This is a genomic window from Anaerocolumna cellulosilytica (assembly GCF_014218335.1).
Lineage (GTDB): Bacteria > Bacillota > Clostridia > Lachnospirales > Lachnospiraceae > Anaerocolumna > Anaerocolumna cellulosilytica.
This window is the reverse complement of the sequence record NZ_AP023367.1, coordinates 2487124-2509505: the sequence shown is the minus strand read 5'-3', so window position 1 is coordinate 2509505 and position 22382 is coordinate 2487124. Positions and strand designations below refer to the sequence as shown.

Below are 22382 nucleotides of genomic sequence, written 5' to 3'. Positions count from 1 at the left end.
TTCTTATTCAGGGTATAAGAAAGGAAAAGCATCTACTATTAACTGAGGCAAGTAAATGCTTCTCCTCCTTGATGTTTTATTTACACTTATTTAGTTAAAATATTAATTCGTCTTGTATATCAATACCAGACCGGAACGCTGATATACCTGTGCCACTTCTAATAAATCCATTCCACCAGCATTCGCAGCGATCAGATTAGATACCCAAGTTACACCAAAGTCAACAGAACCATTATATACGGCCGTTGTTTCACCGATATCACCACCGCCGGGTACGATTTTAACTTCTAAGCCTACTTCGCTATAATAACCTTTTTCAAGTGCTACGTAATAACCCATAAACTGTGCCTGGGGCAGCCATTTTAGCTGAATGGAAACACTTGTTTTTTCAAGAGGACCGAAGTTACCGTCTATTGAAGCATTGGCACCTTCCCAATAAGTAGTATCTCTGATATCCTCTAAGGATAATGCTTTTAACTTATCTGCTGCAGCAGAATCATCCAGCTTAATGTATTCTTTTGCCAAGTCAAGCGTCTGCTGCATGGCTGCTTCATCCATCTTACCGTAATCAGTTACAGAAGCACCGGTTGTATCTGTCTCTATCAGCTTCTTAACTTCACTTGCCATATAGGCCTGGTGTTCGGTAGATACAGAAGATCCATATTTATAAACAATTTCTGCTGCTTCTTCCGGATTTTCACAGGCATATTCCCAGCCTTTCATAGAAGCATAGATAAATGCTTTTACTGTATTGGGATTCTCGCTCGCAAACGCTTTTGTGGTAAAAATATTATCTTCTAACATAGCAACACCTTCATCATTCATATCTATAAAGCCGACCTTATCGCCATAATCGTAACCACCGTCATACGCATTTACGACAAGCCCATATTCATTATAAGTCATAGCAGAAGCAAGCAGAATGGAATCATCATCAAAACCATCCATATCAAAAGCCTGGCTTAAGTAAGTAGTCGGTTGACCGTACTTAGTTAAAAGTGCTTGAACTTCATATTCATTGCCTAGTCCCCAGTTACCCACTTTACCTTCTGAGCTGGCTTTAGCTATAATATCTTTTACTGCCGTGCCTTTATCAAAATATGCATCTGAGGTTTCACTATCCTTACTTACTCCGGATGTACCTGCATTATTACCTGAACTAGATGCCGGTGTATTACTGCTACAAGCAGTTAATGCTAAAATAAGTACCAACGATATCATTGTAAACCAAACTTTTTTTCTCATAATAACCTCCCTCTGCCGCTTCGGCGGCATACAATTATTGAGCACTTTCACACTTGCTTTTTGTTTTTAAGTTTAAATTCGTATTATATATCAGTTGATTTCCTGCATTTATCTGCGGTTTTTCAACAAAACACCTTCAACAACCATTAAAATAGCATACATTACTATTCCGATAAAACATGCGACTGTAATATACGCCCATGCAGTTGCATATTGGGCAAGAACAATATTTTCTCTAATCTGTCTGCCGACACCAATTATATATTCTGCAAAATACTCGCTAACTAGGGCACTGATGACGCTAGCCGGTACACTTACCCGCAGAGCTGTAAAAACATAGGGTATACTATTGGGAAGTCTAAGTTTTACAAAGGTTTCAAACCTACCGGCAGCATAAGTTTTCATCAAATCCTCTGAAAACGGTGTCATTTCTGTTAATCCACGAAATGCATTTACACTCATTGATGCCGTACACACCACCATAACCACCAGTGCTTTTGCAAACATACTTCTGGTATTGGCATCGCTGCTTACATCTTTTGTCCAGTTGGTAATAACCGGAGCAAGTGCAACAATAGGGACTGCATTAAAGGCAGATACAATGTTAAGTCCACCCGCACCCCATTTAGGAAAGACTGTTGCAATGATTGCTACAAAATATCCAAACAAAGAACCAAGCAATAGTCCACACAAAGCCACTATAACTGTTGCCTGCACATTGGTTATAACCTTAGGAAAGTTCTCTCCGATAATAGCAAATATTCTGCTAGGCAAAGGGAGTGTAAAAGTATCTGTTCCGATTATTTTATGAAGTATTTCTGTCTGCCAGAGAATAATTAGCAGAGCTCCGAAAGCAACCGGATATAAAAATGATACAACAGAATTTATTTTTCCTCTGGCTTTCACTCTCTTTTTCTTCTGTACCAGAGTGAATACATTTCCTGCTTCCATTATTCTTCCACCTTCTTTCCATTACTTCTGCTGCGTTTATGAGGTAAAAATATCTTTTCAATAACTCCCATCATATAAAAACTTAAAATACCGATAGCGGCACTGAATATTACGATTTGCCAAAATACATAGATTGACATGGCATGTTTTAATGACTGGGAAAGCATAACCCCTAATCCACCGTCTCCTTGTAAGGTGTCTACCAGAATTGAAGCTGTAATAGCCATTGGTGCGGATATTTTTAATCCCGTGAAAAAGTAGGGGATACAGGAAGGAATTAACGTCTTCGTATATATTTGAAACGGATTGGCAGCACATATATGCATCAAATCGTGCTTCTCTTTTTCTACGGATTTAAAACCAGCCAACGTATTGGTAGATACTGGATAAAAAGTTAAGATGGCTGCAATAACCATACGGCTTACTCCAATATCCTTTGTAATTGCAAGAACAATCGGTGCCATACCAAGAATGGGAATCATCTGAATAATCATAAGATAAGGAAATGCTATCTTTTCAACAATACCGGACAGATTCATAAGTAAGGCCAGGAGAAAACCACCAGTCATACCAATTAAAAAACCAATTCCTGCCCTAAAAAGAGTTGCCCCCGCGTTGGACATAACAAGCTGAATTGCTGTCTGACCGCTGCTGACTGGTTTGGTACTAAAGATGGAACCAATAATCTGATAGATGTGGGGAAGAATATTTTCCGGTGTTCTTTTTGTGCCTTCTATGTAGTAGGCAAATAGCTCCCAGACTATCACTAAACCTAACACCCACACAAAGGTTACCATCCCTTTGGAGGATAAAACTTTTTTATATTTCATAATCAAACCCCCTCAAAACTATTTCTTACCTTAGAGACTAAAGCGGTGAATTCATGGGAATCCTTTATGTCCTGAGTTCTTGGCCTTGATAGATTAATATCAACAACTGCGGATAATCTGCCCGGATGGGGCGATAATACACAGACACGGTCAGATAAAAATACTGCTTCGGCGATATTATGTGTTACAAAAATAACTGTTTTGTTCGTTTTACTCCAGATACGAAGTAAATCTTCATGGAGTTTCTCTCTGGTAAATTCATCTAAAGCAGAGAAAGGTTCATCCATTAGAAGGATTTCTGGACGGATGGCTAAAGCTCTTGCGATTCCCACACGTTGCTGCATACCACCGCTTAACTGATGCGGATAATGATCTGCAAATTTTGACAAACCAACCAGCTCCAACATTTTTTCAGCTCTTGCCCTTCTATCCTCTTTTTTAACCTTCATTAGCTCTAAAGGTAACTCAATGTTTTTTCTCACAGTACGCCATTGATATAATACAGGACTTTGGAAAACCATCCCATATTTCCTGTCAAGCCTTGCGGTTTCAGGGGTATTCCCTTCTATTAGTACTTCACCCGAAGTGGATTTTAACAAATCCGCTACAATTCTAAGAAGCGTTGTTTTACCACATCCAGAAGGACCTAACAGTGAGATAAATTCCCCTTTTTGTATATTCAGGCTTACCCCGGTTAAAGCCGTGACCTCATTACTGTCTGCCTGATATATCATTCCTACGTTGCCTAGTTTTATCTCAATATTGTTGTCCATATGAACTTGGCTCCTTTCAAATGTATTATGCAAATCTTTGCTCACACAAAAAACAAAAAAAGGGCAGTGGCGCTTCTTGACGCAAGCACCATTGCCCTTTTAAAGGTCAGTTAAAATAAAATATCTTAAAATTAACTGTAAATTAATTATGAGTTATATTATACACAGAAATCTAATCGACGCAAGTGTTTTTTTGAAAAAGTCTGTGTTTTAGCACATTTATTTTATTTTTATATCATTTTAACATGATTATACAGCATAATATGAGAAAAATATGTGTATCCAAATGTGCTTTAGCACAAATAAGTTGTTTTTGTACCTATAAACTCTTGCTATTTCATTCTATGAAATTTCCGTCTAAAAAATCCTCTTCCATAATTTCCTATTATTATTTTCCCCAATTTGCAAGGATTTGAAGGGGCATCCTGATTATATAATTCGTTGGTGGCTCTGTGGAACAAACTGCCATACTATATTCCGGATCGAAAGTATAGCGTTTTACAAAGGGCAGCTCCTGCTCTTCATCTTCTGTATGTAAAGAAACGCTCTCTCCTTCAAAATGAAATGCAAAAGAATTAAGAGGCATGGATAATCCTAACCCTTTATATTTAATATAACTTTCTTTTAAACTCCAGATATCATAAAATACCTGCCGCCACTTTTCCTCAGGAGTATCCATTAAGTACTTATACTCTTCTTTTGAAAAAAATCGCTTTGCAAGGTCTTCCTTGCAATTTCCACGACGCTCTATATCAACTCCAATTTCTTTCTCTGCCAAACCGCAGAAAATCCACTTTCCGGAATGGGAAAGATTAAAATAAAGCTCCTTATTTCCTGCTAAATAAGGTTTGCCATAGGCGTTTGCTTCAAAGACAATATCCTTATTATCAATATGTAATCTTCTGCTAATGAGATAGCGTGTTAGCACATTTCCATATAATGAACGCTTTTTATCATTGTCATAATGAAATCTTTTGATTCTTTCCTTCTTTTCAGGCGTTACAAAATCAAATAATCGTTGATATTCTGCTGCTTCTATCTCATCTTCAATATTTAGTATATATAATTCCATCCTTATCCTCATCGTTTATCACAGACAATGCTATGATACTGCCACAAATCAAAAGTGTTGAAAGTTGTACATTGCGGCATTTTCCTTCATCTATTTTTCTTTCAACCTTCCAGTTATATTATACACAATTATACATTTATTTACTATATCTGTATGATTTTAGTTTCTCCTATTTATTCCTGTACATATATAAAATGTTTTACCTGTTCCGGCAACGAGATTAAATCCTCCATTAGATTTGTTGGATAAACCTTCTTAGCCGATAGTTCATCCAAGGCAATCCAGCTAAAATCCAAATCAATTCTTTCATTTCCTAAATCATCCGTTGCCTGAAAGGTACCAGTAAGCGGAATCTGTTCCTCACTGCATAAAGAGACAGCATAATATAAACTGATTTGATGACATGGTCTCCTACCCCATGGAAAAAAATTCTCACCAACAAATACTAACCTCTCAATTTTAATATCCGCATTGATTTCTTCTTTAAATTCTCGAATTAAAGCTTCCGAGCTGGCTTCACCAAAATTTACGTGCCCGCCCGGGATAGAAAAACCATCATCATTTTTTGGTTTTTGCAGCAATATTTTATTGTCCCGAATCAAAATTCCACCTATACGGTAGGAAAATACATCGTTCTCTGTTTTGAATAATATGTCTTTACTCATACTAATATCTATCCCTTTCATATACCTGCAAACTTTGGGCAGCAGGCACAATCTTGTAAAAGCTAACCCATATAGAATTCTTTCTTTAGATTATACAGGATGCCCATAATCATCTGTACACCAGGCTTGAGTCTGGAATGCCAGAAATATTCCAATCCAATGACTCCTCATCTGTATTAAGATGCCACCGTCCTGCCATATACCGTTATCTTTTACCCATGGTCCTTTCCTGTCATTTCCTTGATTCATATGGATGTTGTGAATGCCAATGGGGGGTGCGAAATGAAATATGTCATCTGTTTCACCTTTTGACAAAAATAAAGAGCCGTATACATAAATAGTGGAGGAAGGTTTTTTTTCCTGCATTGCCCTATCTACATATTTATGCAAATAATCGTTCAAGTCATTATCTTTTCCGGCTTTATCATGAGGCAGAGGTTTCATTTTAGCAGGGTTGCTAATAATGCTGCCACGGATATAATCCAGTGCCAACGTCTCATTTTTCTTATTGATAGGCGTAAATCCATACTTTAGACTGTTTAGCTTTTCTAAAACAGGACTCACAAATTCTTCCTCTGCATAATATAATACCTTAGAACCCATATGTTTCGGACCTGACATTACATTAATTGCTGCACGGTAATTTGTATTCTTTTCACCCCTAATGTGGATTTGATAATGAGGTTTGTTATAGTCTCTTTCTTCCTTCCCATTAAGAACAATTCCCTTTAAAACCCCATAATTCTCTATTGGCATAAAAACAACTCCAATCTTTAGATAACATTTCTTATAAAAAGTATATCCTTTTGTTCTATTATAACTCAAAACAAAAGGATATACGACTAATTTTTTCAGTATTCCAACCTATGAAAAGAGAGAATAAACTTATTATGGCATAATTAATATACCTACAATACATACTGTCTGATTTCTTCCAATAATAATCTGTATACATAGCCAACCAAGAGAACACCTACTGTTTCATTCTACACACCAATTATATAATTCCTATAATTTTATCTAAAACTTTCTTTTCTTCTTCTTGAATCTCCCATATATACCTTTTTAGATTATCAAGTAATATAGGATTGAAGGTCATTTTATATTTTATAGCTACGTTTAACATAAGCTGACTCTTATTTATCAATTCATCAAAGATATTATCAGCAAGCCTCATATTTTTCACCTTAATAAGATAGTCCATTCGAAGTTTCATATTTTTTTTATGCTCATAAATCAAATAAAACATTCGATAATCCAGGTCTTCTTCCTTTATTTGCATATTGCTTAAATATTCTAATACCCCCTCATATATCTGAATTCCATAATATGCATAATGATCTAATTTATCGTCATAAAATGTATCATTATAGGAATCCATATCCAGGTACATTTCAATCGTATCTCTACTATTACTACCATTCCTATATTCAACTAACATAGTTTTGAAGTTATCAAAATTAAAGCTATAGTTTATATCATTAGTTTGTATTTCTATTAAACATGGACTATCATTTTGAAATGCTTTTATCATGTTATCAAAGTTTATTTCACTTTTTACATATTGGGCCTGATAATTATAACCAGTCAGCATATATACCCTTCTTTTAGTATCATAACCGTATATTAACACATCATGAATATAATTAAATTTTGAGTAGGCTGAGCGTTCTGGGACATAAAATTCATCTAGAAAAGTATATATGTAACTTCCACTTTCAATCCACGCCTGAAATTTTTCGTGTATTTTGTCGTCTTCCTGTTTTAGAGTCATAATGTCTTCATAAGATTTATTCTTTAGCATTGGCACACATCCGAATATGCTTCCAGATAAATATTCAAGTACACTAATATTATTTTTTTTATAATATGCCAATTGTATATAATTATTATGAAACCAAGCTTCATACCCTGGAAGATTACTGATTATACTTTCAACATATGCATTATATAGATAGGTCCGTACCCTGAGATTGGTGGTTATAGATAATTCCTTCACTATTTTTCTCCTTTGCATTATTTCATAGTTGTTTTGTATTCCTTATATTTACATCTAAAGATACTCCTATTACAAAGCATTGTCAATCCGCTAAAGCCTCCTTTCAAAAAAAAGATAGGATAACTTTATATCTCGCCTTTTACTACCTTTTCATTGACATACATTACAACTTCTTCAATTCGCTTATAGTTTGGTTCATCGGTAAAAGGGTATTATTTGCCGCATAATTCAGCCGTTTTTTCATAGTCTGCTAATAATTCATAGAATTCATTACTATATCCGCCATCCTCCTTCTGAAAACCTCCATTACGGATATTTAGTAATATCTCTTGGTCTGCACTGCGGTAAGTATTTATTTCTGCCCATATATTCTTGTAATCCCGCAATGAATAGTGTGATTCCTATTCCGCACCGGCCTTAAAATTATAGATGGGTTTAATTACTTTTACTAACTCTACGGTTTCCTTTATATTACTAAGAATATCCTCCATGCTTTTGTATGCCATAGGACATTCATCTAAAGTTTCTTTATTGACAGAGGATGTATAAATTCCCTTCATTACTTTTTTAAATTCCGAAACTGTAAAAGAATTCTTAGCTGCGCTTCTAGACATTAATCTTCCAGCACCATGTGGTGCAGAAAAATTCCATTCTTCGTTTCCTTTTCCGATACAAATAAGTGAACCGTCCCTCATATTAATGGGAATTAATATTTGCTCCCCTGCTTTTGCTGAAACTGCACCTTTACGTAGTATCATCTGTTCAGTATCTATATAGTTGTGAATCGTGGTAAACTCCTCCTCCACCTTTAACTTCATGCCTTTTATTAATTCACACATCATAGCCTTCCGGTTTAACATGGCAAATTGCTGAATAATCTTCATGTCATGAATATAATCTTCAAAAAGTTGCCCGGTTGCATATGAGAGTGGTTTAGGTATATCCATATGCAACTCCTTTTTCATGCTCTCTACCGCCTGCTCAATCTCTTTTTCTCGCCCTGCCTGCTTGTATTCCTCAATTAATTGTGCTATATCAGCTTGAGAATTCCCATGTAAAGAACGATATGCTTCTTCTTGATAAAAAGTGGCTATTTCTAATCCTAAATGTCTGCTGCCAGAGTGAATAATAAGATACATGTTTCCTTCCTCATCCTTATTCACTTCTATAAAATGATTTCCACCTCCTAGAGTTCCTAAACTTTTTTGTGCCCTATTAATATTTAATTTACCTGTCTGTAAACATCTAAGCTGGTTTAAATCAATCTCCTCATTATATTTATGGGGAGTTTCACGTATACCAAAACCGGATGGTATTCTTTCGTATATTAATTTGTCAAGTTTTTCTAATTCAAGATGTTTGTTTTTAATTCTGATTGTTTCCATACCGCATCCAATATCAACACCAACAAGATTTGGTACAATCTTATCAGTTATTGTCATTGTTGTGCCAATAGTACAACCGGCACCGGCATGGACATCCGGCATTATCCGTATTTTAGATTCCTTTATAAATTCCTGGTTACACAAGGTCTGAATTTGTTTTCGTGCCGTTTCTTCTAAAACTTCTGTATAAATAATTGCTGTATTGCATTTTCCTGTTATTTTATTCATTTAATATTCCTCTTTTTTTCTTATTTCATTTAATTTTTTCTTCTTTTGATTCAAATGTCTAACTCTTGCTCTGGGGTAGTATTTATCACACTTTTGGCAATAGCCATTATGACTGGCTTCTCTACCTTTTTTACACGCCCCGGCAGAAATATAATATAAACATACGGTTTCTCTAAGTTTACTCATAAAAACACCTCCAAGTATTGGCTCAAAAACATAAAAAAGAAGCCTAATTCAAAATCGGGCTTCTTAATGTATAATTACTGCTTATATATTAATTTCAGAATATTTTAGAATAAGGTACTCCTTATGTTATCTAAATTAAGTTCTGATGCACGATTTATTTCATGCGGTCAGAAGTTTATATTCTACGTCTCTTAACTATGCACTTCCTCAAGGAAGATAGATTTTAACATATATGCCGGACAGCATGATTCCATATAAAATTGATTGATATAATTCCTAATAATACCATTACTATTCTGTTGATTTTGTTTATTAAATTTCATATTTTTATCCTCCTTTCACTTTTACTAAAATATGCATATTTTAATTAATATAACACAGATATCTTTATATTGCAATGTGTAATTAAACTATTATAATTTCAAAAGAACTTAAAGATACTAACTTATATGGCAACTATATGTTTCTTTTTAGTTTTTACTAAATCTAAAATATCCCCCATTTACTTTTATGACTTAAGACTTACCTCATACCTTACCGTCTTTTAACTGTTTACATGTTTTTTTGAAATAGTTATCTGTATAATACTTCCTATGACTATGAATATAAGAATTATTCCAATCCATATTTCAAAGCCCGGGTTGTGTCTGAGCCTGTATATCTCTTCTGTATTCATGTCCTCAACAATCTTTGATACGTTGACTCCTTTTATAAATCTCCCAAGATAATTCCCTATAAATATACCGGTTATGATTCCAGCAGTCATGCATAGAGAAACATATTGCTTGTTTAATAATAGAAAGGAAAGTGCAATGAATCCTAGAAGCATATAAAATGCCCAATTATGAGCAAGCCATGCAAACAGATATTCCGTATTCAAAACTGTAAATCCCAGCAGCAAGATAATTGCTAATACAATTACCTCAAGTACAACCCAGATAATTTTGTTTTGCTTCATATTCTGCCCTTTCTTACAAAAAAGACTCTACACTTTATCTATAAGCGAGTAGGATAAATGCTTTTTTCCACCCTGGATAATTGATTCCTTTTGCAAGATAATCATTCAGCTCGTCATAAAGTAAAGCAAGTTCTTCAATATCGGATTCGTTTCCTTTTTCAATAACCATGTTCTTAACCACCTATCCTCTATATTGACTTTAACAACTATATTTTAGTATATCGTCAAAATTTTTAACATGGTAATCTGCGTACTTCATAATCTGTTCTTTTTGGCTATTTGCCTTTGACTCTAAATATTCTGTAAAAATTGTTCTCATACCTGCCATTTTTGCTCCATACATTTCATTGGAACCACCATCGCCCACAAAAACACTTTCCTCTGGTAAAACATGTAAGCGTTTCATTGCCACATCATAAATTCCCATTTCTGGTTTTAACATCCCTATATTACAGGAAAATATAACTGAGTCAAAAAACTCCGCTAACGGTGATTCATACCAATATTTTGTATCAATTACATCTGCATTACTTATAAGTCCTATCTTGATGTTACTTTTATGTAATTGTCTTAAACATGCAAGAATTTTATTATCAATTTCTAATAATGCTCTTTTCATACGTTCTTCACGTCTATGAAGTATTATTTGCTTTTGTTCATCTTTCAAATCATACGGCATCATGCGAACAATCTTGTCAATTATCTCTTTTTCACTTTTCACCCTTCCTCTGGCTCTTTCTTCATATAATACATCATCCTCAGCATATTTTTCCCACTCGGCAGCTGATATGCCAAGGACATCATATTCATTTTCGCGGGAATATTTCGGATTAATTAACGTGAAAAATAAATCAAAAAAAATAGCTTTTATCATCTCTAAACTCTCCTATAAATCTAGTTTTTATTATGGGAGAAGAATCATCACCTTGTTATCATCGTTTATAACACACGTTTCGCACAATTCAGGTTTGATAATACTATTTTCTCGAAATCTTGTTTGACCACCTGACTTAAAAATGCTCTTTTGGGTACTATATTTTGATGTCTTCTTAAACTTATAAACTGGGATATAAAAGTATAAGGTATCTCCGGTTACCAAAGCGAATAGGGCAATTCCAAGAAATATAATACTGATTTCACTATATGCGGATAGAAATAAATACATTATTGAAAATAGTAAATAGATAGTCAAAACGGCAACGCTTGTTTTAGTAATTGTTTTGCTTCCAAATAGATACTGCCGTTCTGCTTTAACATATTCGTCCTGTGTATATTTAAACGATATTTCTGTCATTTCCATAACTACACCACCTTTAAATGATTAACCAATTACATATATAAAACAGAAAACTACTTACACATTCATCTTAGCAACAAAATCATTTTTTTTAGCTGTAACCTGCACCCAAGCCGGTCTAAATCCACTTTTTATTGCATTTCGCACAGATTTTAAATTAGACCATGCACAACAATAAAAGGGAACTTTACCCCTCTTTATAATTTCATTGGCCAGTTTACTAGTTAGGCTGGAAGCAATTCCTTGTTTTCTATATTCCGGCAGTACATCTATCCCAATCTGCCACATTGTGTTGCAGTCGGCAGAACACCCTGCTAGACCAATCAGCTCCCCGTTATCAAACGCACCAACAGCCAATATATCTAATTGCTTGCGTTTTTCACATAAAGCATTACTCCACTTCGGTAAATAATAGGCAGAAAGCTGTCCCGGTTCCAGTACTTTTGTTTCAAATTTACAGGGAAGGGGCTTCAAGGCATTAACATCTGGTAAAAAATATTCCGCCATAAAGCAAATGTTCAAATCAAAAGGCTTCAATTTGTCAATTAATATATGTAGATTAGGAGTTTCGAAGCAATGATAGGCAGGATATTTGTTTATATATTCACTTACTATTTCCACTAAATTATCTGATACAGATGCTACTATATTATTGCCATAAGAGGTTAAGTCACAGGAAAACGGCAGTTCCAAATATTTTCTGGCATTAGGATTTTTATTAGAAATTACTACTTTGTTTTCTGTCCTTAAAAAATCATCTAAGATACAATTGCTGTCAAAAGCAGATTGTTCCATGGCAATCTTTATTATATCTTCGTTCGTCATGATTTTACCTTTCAATAAATAAATGTTATTGAGAATTATGTAAATTTTAAATAATACTACTTTTTAATATTCACCCATATCCTTTGACTTTTTTAATATTCCTATCCAATCATGTGATTTGCCCGCAAAATTTTCCGGATTTATAGGATAATGTATATTGTAAAGGTATCCCATCTCCCCATATCTTCCTTGAATAATTTCGTCTAAATGTACTTCATCTACACATATATTAACAACTTCTAAACACATTAAAACGTGTGTATCTCCATCTTTCATCTCACGTTCCCAAAGATAGCGGCATTCAAGATTTAGAAAACATTCTTTGATACGTGGTGCATGAACTTTCGCAGCCTCTTCTGCCGTAAGGCCTGATAATGTTATTTCATCATTATCAAATCCGTTGTTAGTAATTGTTGCTGTGCATTTTTCATAAATATCAACAGAGGGAAAATTCAGTACTGCTTCTCCGGTTTCTTTTATTGTTTGATACATGTGACCAGACTTATTTACACTTGAGAGAATTGCATAGAAGCCGCTGGAACTGCCATTAAAGCATGCCCACGATTGCAGACAAGCATTAGGCTTACCGTTCGATTTATAGGAAGTAACTACAAATAATGGTGACGGTATTGCAGTTACAAAATCCATCCATGAAAAGCCATAGGTTTCCATCTTTTTCATGGACTCTGGCATAGCTGAATATTCTTTTTTCATTAAGTTTCACCTTTCTGTAAAAATTCATCTTCGAAACAACTTCTCATTTATCTGTTGCTTTTATAAATTTAATTCATCCGTATATAAACATAATGCAACTCTCTTAGATACACTTATCTTGCATTGAGCATATAAAAATCAGGTGAAATCAAAGATTTTCCTTCTCCAATAGGCCCAAAGGTTTCATTGCACCAACGTGCAAGCCTGTCTGAAAACCAATCCTGACTTGTCCAGCTATCACAGTGCAATATAACACCCAGTAATATATTCAGCGCAAAGCAACAGTCAAGTGTATGGAATTCAATCGTGCCGCCTAAAGCTCTGTATCCAGCTGCTATGGCACTTCTGTTCTCAATTCCATTTACATTACAATACATGGCAGCTATATCCATCATTGGATGGCAATAACCAAAAAGAGAGAAATCAATTGGTATAAGTGCAGATTCTGTAATCAATATATTAGAAAGTGAGAGATCTGCATGTACAAGAATTGCATCCTGTTTCGTTACCCGCATCTCTTCAGCAATCACATCAAGAGCACTTACCATGATACGAGTGCTTTCAGCATCCAGAACACCCTTGCTCTCCAACTTATTTAACTTATATATCAACTGACCGCACAACCTGTCATCATATTGAAGTCCCTGAGCCCTTTGAAAGTTCCTTGATGCCTGATGCAGTTTTGCAATCATTTCTCCTATCCGGTAACATACTTCCGGCGATAGCTCACTTTTGTCAATTGTACGACCCGGAATCCAAGTCAACATTGTCGCCGGAGTCCCATCAGCCAAGAGTGTCACAAGTTCACCCATTTTATTCGGTATAGGCACTTGAACATTCATACCCTGTGTTTTTAAATGCGTAATAAATGTAAGTTCTTCTTTGTAAAGTTCTATACGCTTTAGTCCATCGTATATTGAACCAGTACTAAAGCCTTCCACATGCTTATGTATCCGAAGCAGATATTTGTCAGCAACCTGATATGTCATATTTTCGTTATGACGTATCAGGTTAGTCTTCGCTCCTAACATATCATACTTTACAAGAACTTCTTCTATCAACTCTTGGTACATACATACTCCCTCATTCTAATAAAATAAAATCATCGTTTATCATATATTATTTACTTATAAGCTTAATGGGTATAAACGTCTCCATTTGTGCCCATCCTTGTGCTTTAATAATTTCAGCAGGCGTAATAATATGACCCATGCTATAATGGTTTGGACGAACATCAATTTCAAAAATGCCAGAATCTTCAATATACTTTAATGCTTCACTATATAACTTATTATTGTTTTCTTCATCACCGTCTTTGTATGTATAAGTTAAATAGTAACCACCATCAAAATGAATCACTTCATTTCCACCGTCATCCATATCTTCACTTAATGCCCATATCCATACCATTCCTTGTTTCTCTACGTCATAATATAAAAAATCGCGGGGTATAAAATTATCTCTGTCTGATGGCTTGATAGATGAAAAATAAATATCAAATTTGCCTAAAATACCGGTAGGAGAAAAGTCAAAATTCTTATCTACTCCTGATGATGCCGCTTCGAAAGCTGGCAGTGATATTATTCTAAATTCCATATTAGAACCTCCTATTTTATTCACTACAAAGTTCTTTCACTTAGCAGATGGGGTTTAAATCATTTTATTTTTTATTAGGCTTCTTTTTGATTAATATTAACTTTTTAATATCTTCAACAAGATGAATATCCGGGACTTCTAACATGACCCATTTCCCATCATGATAAACATGGGTAGCATCATAAATAGTTTGAATTTCTTCCATAAAATTATTTCTTTCTAGTTCAAATTTATCACGCTCGGTTTTTCCCAGGATAATCCAACACTCAAATTGCTTGTCCTTGACATATAAAGTACAAAGAGTTTTACCTGATTTTTTAAATCTTAACACATATTTCCCATATTTTCCACCATTGTCCCAAAATAATTCCATATTATAATTTTGGTCAATGAAATCACAAATTGCATTCCATGCAGTAATAGCTGTGCTTCCCAAGTGACTTAACAATACCTCAGTGGACGGAACCTCTGTTAGCATAATAACTTATTACCTCCCTTAATAAATTGAATATTTAATTATTACTTTCTCCACATATATCTACAAAACTTACTTGAACCTGATTCATATAATATTTTGCTCTCAAGCATATAATTATCTAAAGTAATGAAATCTGTTTCTGACAAGATATCTGTTTCTGTAATATTAGGATTACTTTTTGGTACTTCCCGAAATCCATTAACCCATAGAATACCACCTTCGTTGATATGATTCATTAAGCTTTTATATAATTGCGAATTTAATTTATAGTGGTTGATAATAATTGCTTCATATTTATCAAAACTCACGAATATATCATTTATTGATAAATCGACTAATGTAGCTTTAATATCGAGATTTTCTATTGTAGAAAAGTAGTTTAGCCTGGTTAAGGCTTCCTCACTAAAATCAATAGCATGAACAACATATCCTAATCGTGCTAAATAAATTGAATTCCTTCCATCACCACATGCAATATCTAATATTTTACCTTCTTTAGGAAACTTCTTAATATCTTCTTCCAAATATTTTTCATGATGTATAATATTTAATTCTCTATTTTGGAATCGTTTATTCCACCATGCAGAATCTCCCATGTAATTCATTATTGTACCTCTCAAAAAGTTAGTAATTGATAAATTATAAATTCTTTTCATGCCGTTTCCGCTACTTTTCTCATGGTGGTTGACCAATCACTGGTTCCGTCAAAGGGTAATCCGTGTTGAGCATAACTTCCGTTATTGTCATGTAAATGTAGTGCCATCAAACGGAAGCCATACATACCTTTCTTGAAACATTAATTACTTCATATCTCGAATATTTTATTTCTTCACAACTTATCAGTCATGCTTCTTATGAGCTGTGATTATTGTGTAGCTATATGCATTTACCGTTATTTCACAGTTATCTACATTTACATACCAGTTCTTTCCTCTTCTAGTTATAAAAGCAGTAGAACATTGTATTTTCTCTCTGCACCAGTTAACAACATCATCCACCTCTAAAGAAAGATTTCTCTTTATTCGTACCATTCCTAAATCAGTTGTATGTAATTTATCTAAGTTTAAAATCAGTTCACTTTTATTGCTATCATTCATTTTGTTAACCATTAAATTCCTTTATCCCTATTCTATATCTGATTTATCACAAATAATGGTAAATAGATATTAAGCATTTTCATACATACTATGGTCTATATAACCGCTAATTCCATTTAAGGAACCCCTATCTGTTTCTCCTGCATCATCACACATTCCGGATGATTCAATGCAAATCCCACAGTAGGAAATACAAAGAATTTTGCAGATGTTTCAAACCCTAACCTGTTGTAAAACTTAGGGTTTCCTTCCACTTGAATTCCTCTATATCCGTATTCTCTAACTCTTTTTATCCCCAAGCTTGTCTTATTACTACATCATTTCGCATGTTATACCTCTCAATATTCTAATAAATCATATTTGTAATTATATAAATATCTTTTATTGTTAATAGAAAATTACTTCGGTATTTACTTAATTTCACCATGACCCATCGCAAAATATTCTCTTCGTGATTATAAACTAACTCTCCACATAATCGGAAAACATGTTACCACTAAGAGTTTTCCATGTTATTTCTTCCCCTTCTTTGATTTCCGCTGTAGCTAAAACCTTTTCCTCTTTTTCAGCAATCATATTTGAAACTTCATCTGGCGTAATAAATGGTACCCTTGCCTCATCGAAGATTTCTTTATATACACTGTTCGTATAAAGAGATGCATCCTTGATTAACTCCCCATTATTGTCATAAACATAAAATGTATAGAAGCACTCTTTATTGTCAACCTCACTTGAATTATCATCCTTATCAAAACATATAGTATCTAACTCTATTTCGGCTGATATTCCCTTTACCTCTGCCACTTTAGGAACCTGCCCCAGCTCGTCCGACCATGCAAGCTGATTCATATCAAGTTCACTTTCAATTGATACAATAAACTTCCAGTTACCATCTTTGTCAATAAGACTATAATCTACCATATGATTGCTGGCTCCATTGCTGCCACCAGACTGATAATATCCATATTCATTCATTGTGGAATCGCTTCTAGCCCAAGTCTCATAATAATAGCGAAGAGAGAGCTTCCCATCGATATATTTTATAATATAAACGAGAGTGCTATCATCGTCTTTATCGTAAATGTCCATACCATTGAAACGAAGAGCCAATTCGTTCACTCCATCCTTACCACAATCGATATAACTGTAATCTATATTTTTAATTTTCTTATTTAAAGTGTTTTTAAAATAATACGCAGTAATAACGTCAAGTATTTCCGAAAGTGTATATTCACTTCCCTTTTTATAGAGCGCTTCCTCCGTATAACCTATTGGCATTAAATGGTCAAAAGATACCTTGGTTTCATTTTTCATAAATTTCTCATAAGCTTCCATAGAAAGCTCTTTTAGAGTGAGGGCTGACTCTGTTGTCGGCACAATTGATGGGGTTGTAGATGGTTCTATTGTAGTTGTAATAGTTGGGGATGCTATAACAGTAGCAGTTGGTGCAGTAGTTAAACTCTTAGGGGCATTTACACTTTCGGATTTTTTACATCCACTAAGCATTAACATTAATGTAATGAATAAAATAATATATATATACTTATTCTTTTTCACTTTATTATCTCCTCCTCGGTATTCATTTGAATCATTTACAATAACTGTTTATAACCTAGATAAAGCATTACAGCTATAAAACAATTTTTTCTTTGAGGAAAATGATTTCCCTTTTGAAAAAATGTCTGTTTCAGGGTGAGCTTTTGAGTCTTCATTATTCATCCATATACATAGACTCATATATCTGACCATCTATGCTAATTATTTCATCAATAGGGATGACTGTACCATCGGCCATAACGATAATCCTTTCATATTTGTCTATCTTTTTAACTGTATTGATAGCAGTAATATAAGAACCGCCTCTTTTCTTCCTATCCGGCTGAAAGTAGGTAATTGCAATTTCAGGATATTCTTTCATCCGGTCTGCTATGATTTGCAGCCTTTCACTCAAAACATCCTTCATATATTCGTCTAATTTTACTCTTTCGTCAGTTAATCTTGCGGTTTCCTTTATAGCGGCATCATAGCCGGTCAGAGCTGCAAAGGGTGAAAACTGTGCTGCCCGGTCAATCGCTGCCATATGAGGACGTGTCTCAGAGACATGGTGCGGTAAATTGATAATGTCATCATATGTCTTCTTCATGCTTTATGCCCTCCAATCTGCCTATTCCGTTCTACTGTTGTAGCGCCTTCCTCCAGATTCATCCCCTTTAGAATCGCGTTCTTGCCGTGTTTCTTTTTTATTTCCAGCATCGCTAGCTGAATCTTTTTTTCTCGTGTAAGTTCAGCATCTTCATCCTTTTTTTCTGCATACATAGCCGTGTAATCCGTAAAAAGATTAAGCTGTTCAAAATTGTCCTCCTTTTCAACCGTTGCCTCATTAATAACATGATTCGCTGTGATATTAATCCTTCTGATCAGAAGGTTTTTATCAACGATGCGTTCAAACAGCTCTGTGACGGCATCAAGGATTCGCTTTGTTGAGGAGGTCTGTCTGCCAAGATTGATTGACCCATGTGCGGCTTTTGGAATGGTACGCCCGTAGTGGTCAGTAGTGACCTCCCCTTGATATGATTTCTTTCGCTTCTGGTTTGTCAGATTATCGATATCATATCCAACAGTCAAAACAAGCTGGTCAGTCATAAGCCTTTTATCCACCAAATCAAGTACCAAGAGGTCAGTCATCTCCCGCACAATCAACTTCGCTTTGTCAAACGTATAGGCACTGTGCAACACCTGCCCTGAGCCAATACTGTTTGAACTTGGCTTATACGCTTTAACCTCAGCAATTGTACATGGTTCCCACCCCCACGCATGGTCAATCAGTAGCTCAGCGTTGATACCAAAGAGCTTATATAATAAATCCTCGTTGTAGTAGTCGTTAGGTCTACCAAGTGAGCATCTTGCAATATCTCCCATTGTAAACAGACCTTTTTCTTCCAGTTTCTTGGCATATCCTTTTCCAATGCGCCAAAAGTCCGTTAGAGGTTGATGTGACCATAGGAGTTGTCGGTAACTCATTTCGTCCAGCTCGGCAATCCGCATACCGTCGTTGTCAGCAGATATATGCTTTGCCTGAATATCCATGGCAATCTTGCTAAGGTACAGGTTTGTGCCAATTCCTGCCGTCGCTGTAATACCAGTTGTTTTGAGTACATCCAGAATCATTTTTTTGGCAAGCTCACGAGCTGAGAGTTTGTAAGAATGCAGATAATCGGTGGCATCAAGAAATACCTCGTCAATAGAATAGACGTGAATATCTTCGGGTGCAATGTACTTCAAATAAACATTGTAAATCAGAGTACTGTACTCTATATAATAAGCCATCCTCGGTGGGGCAACAATGAAATCCAGTGATAGACTCGGTGAGGATTTCACTTCCGTATCGATGAAGGAAGCACTGGAAAACGCTCGTTCTGGCACATTTTGTAGACGTACTGCATTTACCTCCTTGACCTTTTGTATGACTTCAAATAGTCTCGCTCGACCGGGAATACCGTAAGCTTTGAGGGAAGGAGAGACAGCAAGGCAGATTGTTTTTTCGGTACGGCTTGCATCAGCAACAACAAGGTTAGTTGTCAATGGGTCATGTCCTCGTTCTATACACTCAACCGAAGCATAGAAAGATTTTAAGTCAATTGAAATATAGGTTCTATTCTTCATATTAATTCTAGTGTCTCCTCCTTTCATCGGCCTATATATCCGCATAATTCAAGACATCAAGCGGTTTTTCTATTTGAAAGAACCTGGCTTTCGTCTTGACGGCTGTGTTGTTCCTTCTTATAAATACCAAACTGCTTGAGCTGACGTTTTTCCTTCCTGAAAGTCTATTCGTCATCCTCCGCTGATGGCTAATTAGAGAATACCATACAGTAAAAAGTATTAACTCAATATTATTTTTTACACCTTAGATAATATTCAATCATACCTCCAGAATCAACTTCTATTGCTTTTTCTATTTCAAAGTAGCCTTGAATCAACTCTTCAAACTCTTGAGGTGACATATTAAATTTGTCAGTCCTGCCCATATGCTCCTCAATTAACATCATAATTCTACATACAGGGGTTCCAAGGTTGGGTATATCTAGAACGAATTTTCCGTATGGCTTTATAACTCGGTGTGCTTCAACAATTGCTTTGGCAACGTAATCTTTTTCAAAGTATTCAAGCACGCCGATACATGCTCCTATATCAAACATATTATCTTTAAATGGCATTTTATGTATACTTCCACAATGAAGTGAGCCAATCTGTAGATTATTGGCAGTAGCAAACTCAGTAAGAAGCTCAATCGTTTTACTACTTATATCAATCCCGTAATATGTTGAGGGCCATTTATCATATCCTTTAAACCTTAGATTCAGACAACATCCAAGGTCAATAAATTTCATATTTTTGTTAGGCAATAGATAGTTGTAAATTTCTTTTATTTCACTACCTGACAGCTCGCCGCTTAAGTTTAATTTTTGATATGCGGGAAAGTCAGGATCATTTATTATATAATCTGGAAGCTTCTCGTATAAGTTAATTCCCTGCCTCCCAAATTCAATACTTCTATTATAAGATTCTGCAATTATTTGCAGCCTATTTTCCATTTTGTTTGTTTTCTCCTTACTATTTGTGCTAAATAACTAATTCATATAGGATTGTACCACTGTGTTCTAACTGAGACAGTAACTTTTCAAAAAATTCTTTTTGATACATAAGATTAGAACACCACAAATCTTTTGCTGTTGAAGTACCAAAATTTACCTCCATGAGTTTGCCAAGCCGACCCACTTTATTAGTGACATACTCCCTCTTTTCCAGTAAACCCATCTCGCTGAATTTGTCGACCTGTAATGTTTCATAAATGCGGTAAACATCAAAACGATCAATATTATCTGCGTCCCCTACACTAATTGAAAACGGCGTTTTCTTTCCTTCAAAATCTGCTTCGTCATCAACGTGTATCGCAATGCCATAGCAAATTTCTTGTATACGATTTGAGTCCATTCCTATTTCTTCCAGAAATCGCCTTGCAATACGAGCAGATTTTCTGCCGTGATTTTTCCAGTCCTCTTCATTATCAAATTTGTCGCAATATGAAATATCATGAAGCAAACCAGCGATTACTAGACCTTCCTCGTCCAGACCTTCCTTCTGTGCTATTTTTTTCACAATGTTAGCTACGCGATAGGAGTGTTCCAAACGATAGTTCTTTTCAGACTGATTTAGTACAAAATAATTACTATCCTCAAATGTTTTCCTTAAAAATTCTTCCGTCTTCTCAATATACGTCATAATTATTCCTCCCATAATCCAATTTTTATTCAGTCTCTTAAATCATATAAACTAATTTACATAAAAATTGAGTCACCTCGTTAAACCACTAATTATTATCCTTTCAGTCAAACTAATAAAAAGAACTAAGGATATAGTATAAATCTTTGATTTGGATAACCATATCCTTCCATCCGTTCGCCTTCAACAAAACCAAACTTCTTATACAATGTCCGCGGAACAATATCTCGCTAATACATTTGCCAAAACCGAAAGATCCTCAATCAATTACACGACCTGTTCTATACTAATAATTTGCGCATAGCGGTTCTTCCATATTTGATTTTCATAATATTCTGTTAAATCCTTACCACTAGCAAAATTATTATCAAATGTAGTTGTGGTTGAACGTGGTATGGTTACATTGTATCCATATTCAAAAGCCACTTTACAGGTGGCATCCAAACAGTACTCCGTCTGCATACCGCATAATATGATATTTTTTGCACCTATCTCCTGAAGATAGGAATGCAGCCCTGTTTTTCTAAATGCGCTATTATACTGCTTGTCAAATATTTTTTCATCTGCCATTGGACTAATGTCACTGTATATAGTCCATCCGATGCTTCCATGCTCCAGTTCATCACCTTGACCGCCATCGTGCTGGATATAAATAACAGGGATTAGACTATTTCTACAAGAATTTAATACTGCTTTTATATTTTCTATCACAACTTCCCTATTGTAAGGCCCTGCTTCCACCAAAGCGGTCTGCATATCAACAATAATTAATGCATCGTATTTCATTATAATATCCTCCT

General features: G+C 35.0%; 29 protein-coding genes. All 29 read right to left on the bottom strand.

Translation table 11 applies throughout. The features are described 5' to 3' along the window. Positions 1–102 precede the first annotated feature (102 nt). The 29 genes from acsn021_RS10205 to acsn021_RS10060 all read right to left on the bottom strand — a co-directional run bounded on the left by acsn021_RS10205 (position 103) and on the right by acsn021_RS10060 (position 22368). Positions 103–1245, bottom strand: a complete 1143-nt coding sequence (locus tag acsn021_RS10205; RefSeq protein ID WP_184093298.1) for an ABC transporter substrate-binding protein — start codon at positions 1243–1245, stop codon at positions 103–105. Between the two features lie 108 nt (positions 1246–1353). After that, positions 1354–2196, bottom strand: coding sequence for an ABC transporter permease (locus acsn021_RS10200; protein WP_184093299.1), 843 nt, complete (start codon positions 2194–2196; stop codon positions 1354–1356). After that, complete coding sequence (locus acsn021_RS10195) at positions 2196–3026, bottom strand: ABC transporter permease (protein WP_184093300.1); 831 nt, start codon at positions 3024–3026, stop codon at positions 2196–2198. The genes acsn021_RS10200 and acsn021_RS10195 overlap by 1 nt, the downstream gene beginning before the upstream one ends. A 2-nt stretch (positions 3027–3028) precedes the next feature. After that, positions 3029–3799: an ABC transporter ATP-binding protein gene (locus acsn021_RS10190; RefSeq protein ID WP_184093301.1), complete on the bottom strand. Its 771-nt coding sequence runs from the start codon at positions 3797–3799 to the stop codon at positions 3029–3031. Positions 3800–4187: 388 nt separating this feature from the next. Beyond that, the gene (locus acsn021_RS10185) at positions 4188–4871 is read right to left on the bottom strand and encodes a 4'-phosphopantetheinyl transferase family protein (protein WP_184093302.1); all 684 of its coding nucleotides are present in this window, start codon (positions 4869–4871) and stop codon (positions 4188–4190) included. A gap of 173 nt (positions 4872–5044) precedes the next feature. Beyond that, positions 5045–5536 carry an NUDIX hydrolase gene (locus acsn021_RS10180; RefSeq protein ID WP_184093303.1) on the bottom strand — a complete coding sequence of 164 codons (492 nt, stop codon included), beginning with the start codon at positions 5534–5536 and terminating at the stop codon, positions 5045–5047. Positions 5537–5626: 90 nt separating this feature from the next. Beyond that, positions 5627–6292 (bottom strand): YukJ family protein, encoded by a 666-nt coding sequence (locus acsn021_RS10175; RefSeq protein WP_184093304.1) that lies wholly within the window; start codon positions 6290–6292, stop codon positions 5627–5629. A 241-nt stretch (positions 6293–6533) separates the two neighbouring features. Continuing rightward, complete coding sequence (locus acsn021_RS10170; RefSeq protein WP_184093305.1) at positions 6534–7535, bottom strand: hypothetical protein; 1002 nt, start codon at positions 7533–7535, stop codon at positions 6534–6536. 212 nt (positions 7536–7747) lie between these two features. Continuing rightward, positions 7748–7921 (bottom strand): hypothetical protein, encoded by a 174-nt coding sequence (locus acsn021_RS10165; RefSeq protein WP_184093306.1) that lies wholly within the window; start codon positions 7919–7921, stop codon positions 7748–7750. A gap of 15 nt (positions 7922–7936) precedes the next feature. Continuing rightward, entirely contained in the window at positions 7937–9148 is a 1212-nt protein-coding gene (locus acsn021_RS10160; RefSeq protein ID WP_184093307.1) for an RtcB family protein, read from the bottom strand. Next, positions 9149–9334 carry a hypothetical protein gene (locus acsn021_RS10155; RefSeq protein ID WP_184093308.1) on the bottom strand — a complete coding sequence of 62 codons (186 nt, stop codon included), beginning with the start codon at positions 9332–9334 and terminating at the stop codon, positions 9149–9151. It abuts the gene before it with no gap. Between the two features lie 191 nt (positions 9335–9525). Continuing rightward, positions 9526–9657, bottom strand: a complete 132-nt coding sequence (locus acsn021_RS22995; protein WP_279289757.1) for a hypothetical protein — start codon at positions 9655–9657, stop codon at positions 9526–9528. 221 nt (positions 9658–9878) lie between these two features. Beyond that, entirely contained in the window at positions 9879–10292 is a 414-nt protein-coding gene (locus acsn021_RS10150) for a hypothetical protein (protein ID WP_184093309.1), read from the bottom strand. Between the two features lie 34 nt (positions 10293–10326). Further along, complete coding sequence (locus tag acsn021_RS10145; RefSeq protein ID WP_279289758.1) at positions 10327–10461, bottom strand: hypothetical protein; 135 nt, start codon at positions 10459–10461, stop codon at positions 10327–10329. A gap of 30 nt (positions 10462–10491) precedes the next feature. Then, positions 10492–11166, bottom strand: coding sequence for an HAD family hydrolase (locus acsn021_RS10140; RefSeq protein ID WP_184093310.1), 675 nt, complete (start codon positions 11164–11166; stop codon positions 10492–10494). 30 nt (positions 11167–11196) lie between these two features. Further along, entirely contained in the window at positions 11197–11592 is a 396-nt protein-coding gene (locus tag acsn021_RS10135) for a hypothetical protein (protein ID WP_184093311.1), read from the bottom strand. A 54-nt stretch (positions 11593–11646) separates the two neighbouring features. Next, positions 11647–12414, bottom strand: a complete 768-nt coding sequence (locus tag acsn021_RS10130; RefSeq protein ID WP_184093312.1) for a GNAT family N-acetyltransferase — start codon at positions 12412–12414, stop codon at positions 11647–11649. Positions 12415–12477: 63 nt separating this feature from the next. Next, on the bottom strand, positions 12478–13128 hold the full coding sequence (locus tag acsn021_RS10125; protein WP_243167898.1) for a flavin reductase family protein: 651 nt from the start codon (positions 13126–13128) through the stop codon (positions 12478–12480). 113 nt (positions 13129–13241) lie between these two features. Further along, positions 13242–14201, bottom strand: coding sequence for a phosphotransferase enzyme family protein (locus acsn021_RS10120; protein WP_184093313.1), 960 nt, complete (start codon positions 14199–14201; stop codon positions 13242–13244). Positions 14202–14247: 46 nt separating this feature from the next. Next, positions 14248–14724: a hypothetical protein gene (locus acsn021_RS10115; protein ID WP_184093314.1), complete on the bottom strand. Its 477-nt coding sequence runs from the start codon at positions 14722–14724 to the stop codon at positions 14248–14250. Positions 14725–14788: 64 nt separating this feature from the next. Further along, complete coding sequence (locus acsn021_RS10110; protein ID WP_184093315.1) at positions 14789–15202, bottom strand: DUF3788 family protein; 414 nt, start codon at positions 15200–15202, stop codon at positions 14789–14791. A gap of 41 nt (positions 15203–15243) precedes the next feature. Next, positions 15244–15807, bottom strand: coding sequence for a class I SAM-dependent methyltransferase (locus acsn021_RS10105; RefSeq protein ID WP_184093316.1), 564 nt, complete (start codon positions 15805–15807; stop codon positions 15244–15246). Between the two features lie 234 nt (positions 15808–16041). Continuing rightward, a complete protein-coding gene (locus acsn021_RS10095) occupies positions 16042–16311 on the bottom strand; it encodes a DUF3781 domain-containing protein (RefSeq protein ID WP_408626137.1) in 270 nt (89 codons plus the stop codon). A 450-nt stretch (positions 16312–16761) separates the two neighbouring features. Then, the gene (locus acsn021_RS10085; RefSeq protein WP_184093317.1) at positions 16762–17856 is read right to left on the bottom strand and encodes a hypothetical protein; all 1095 of its coding nucleotides are present in this window, start codon (positions 17854–17856) and stop codon (positions 16762–16764) included. A 154-nt stretch (positions 17857–18010) separates the two neighbouring features. Then, positions 18011–18442: a hypothetical protein gene (locus tag acsn021_RS10080; protein ID WP_184093318.1), complete on the bottom strand. Its 432-nt coding sequence runs from the start codon at positions 18440–18442 to the stop codon at positions 18011–18013. After that, positions 18439–19962 (bottom strand): Y-family DNA polymerase, encoded by a 1524-nt coding sequence (locus acsn021_RS10075; RefSeq protein WP_184093319.1) that lies wholly within the window; start codon positions 19960–19962, stop codon positions 18439–18441. Before acsn021_RS10075 ends, acsn021_RS10080 begins: the two co-directional genes overlap by 4 nt. Before the next feature lie 230 nt (positions 19963–20192). Then, positions 20193–20894 (bottom strand): class I SAM-dependent methyltransferase, encoded by a 702-nt coding sequence (locus acsn021_RS10070; protein WP_184093320.1) that lies wholly within the window; start codon positions 20892–20894, stop codon positions 20193–20195. Between the two features lie 28 nt (positions 20895–20922). Then, positions 20923–21582, bottom strand: a complete 660-nt coding sequence (locus acsn021_RS10065; RefSeq protein ID WP_197978604.1) for an HD domain-containing protein — start codon at positions 21580–21582, stop codon at positions 20923–20925. 267 nt (positions 21583–21849) lie between these two features. Further along, the gene (locus tag acsn021_RS10060; protein ID WP_184093322.1) at positions 21850–22368 is read right to left on the bottom strand and encodes a cysteine hydrolase family protein; all 519 of its coding nucleotides are present in this window, start codon (positions 22366–22368) and stop codon (positions 21850–21852) included. Positions 22369–22382: the final 14 nt, after the last annotated feature.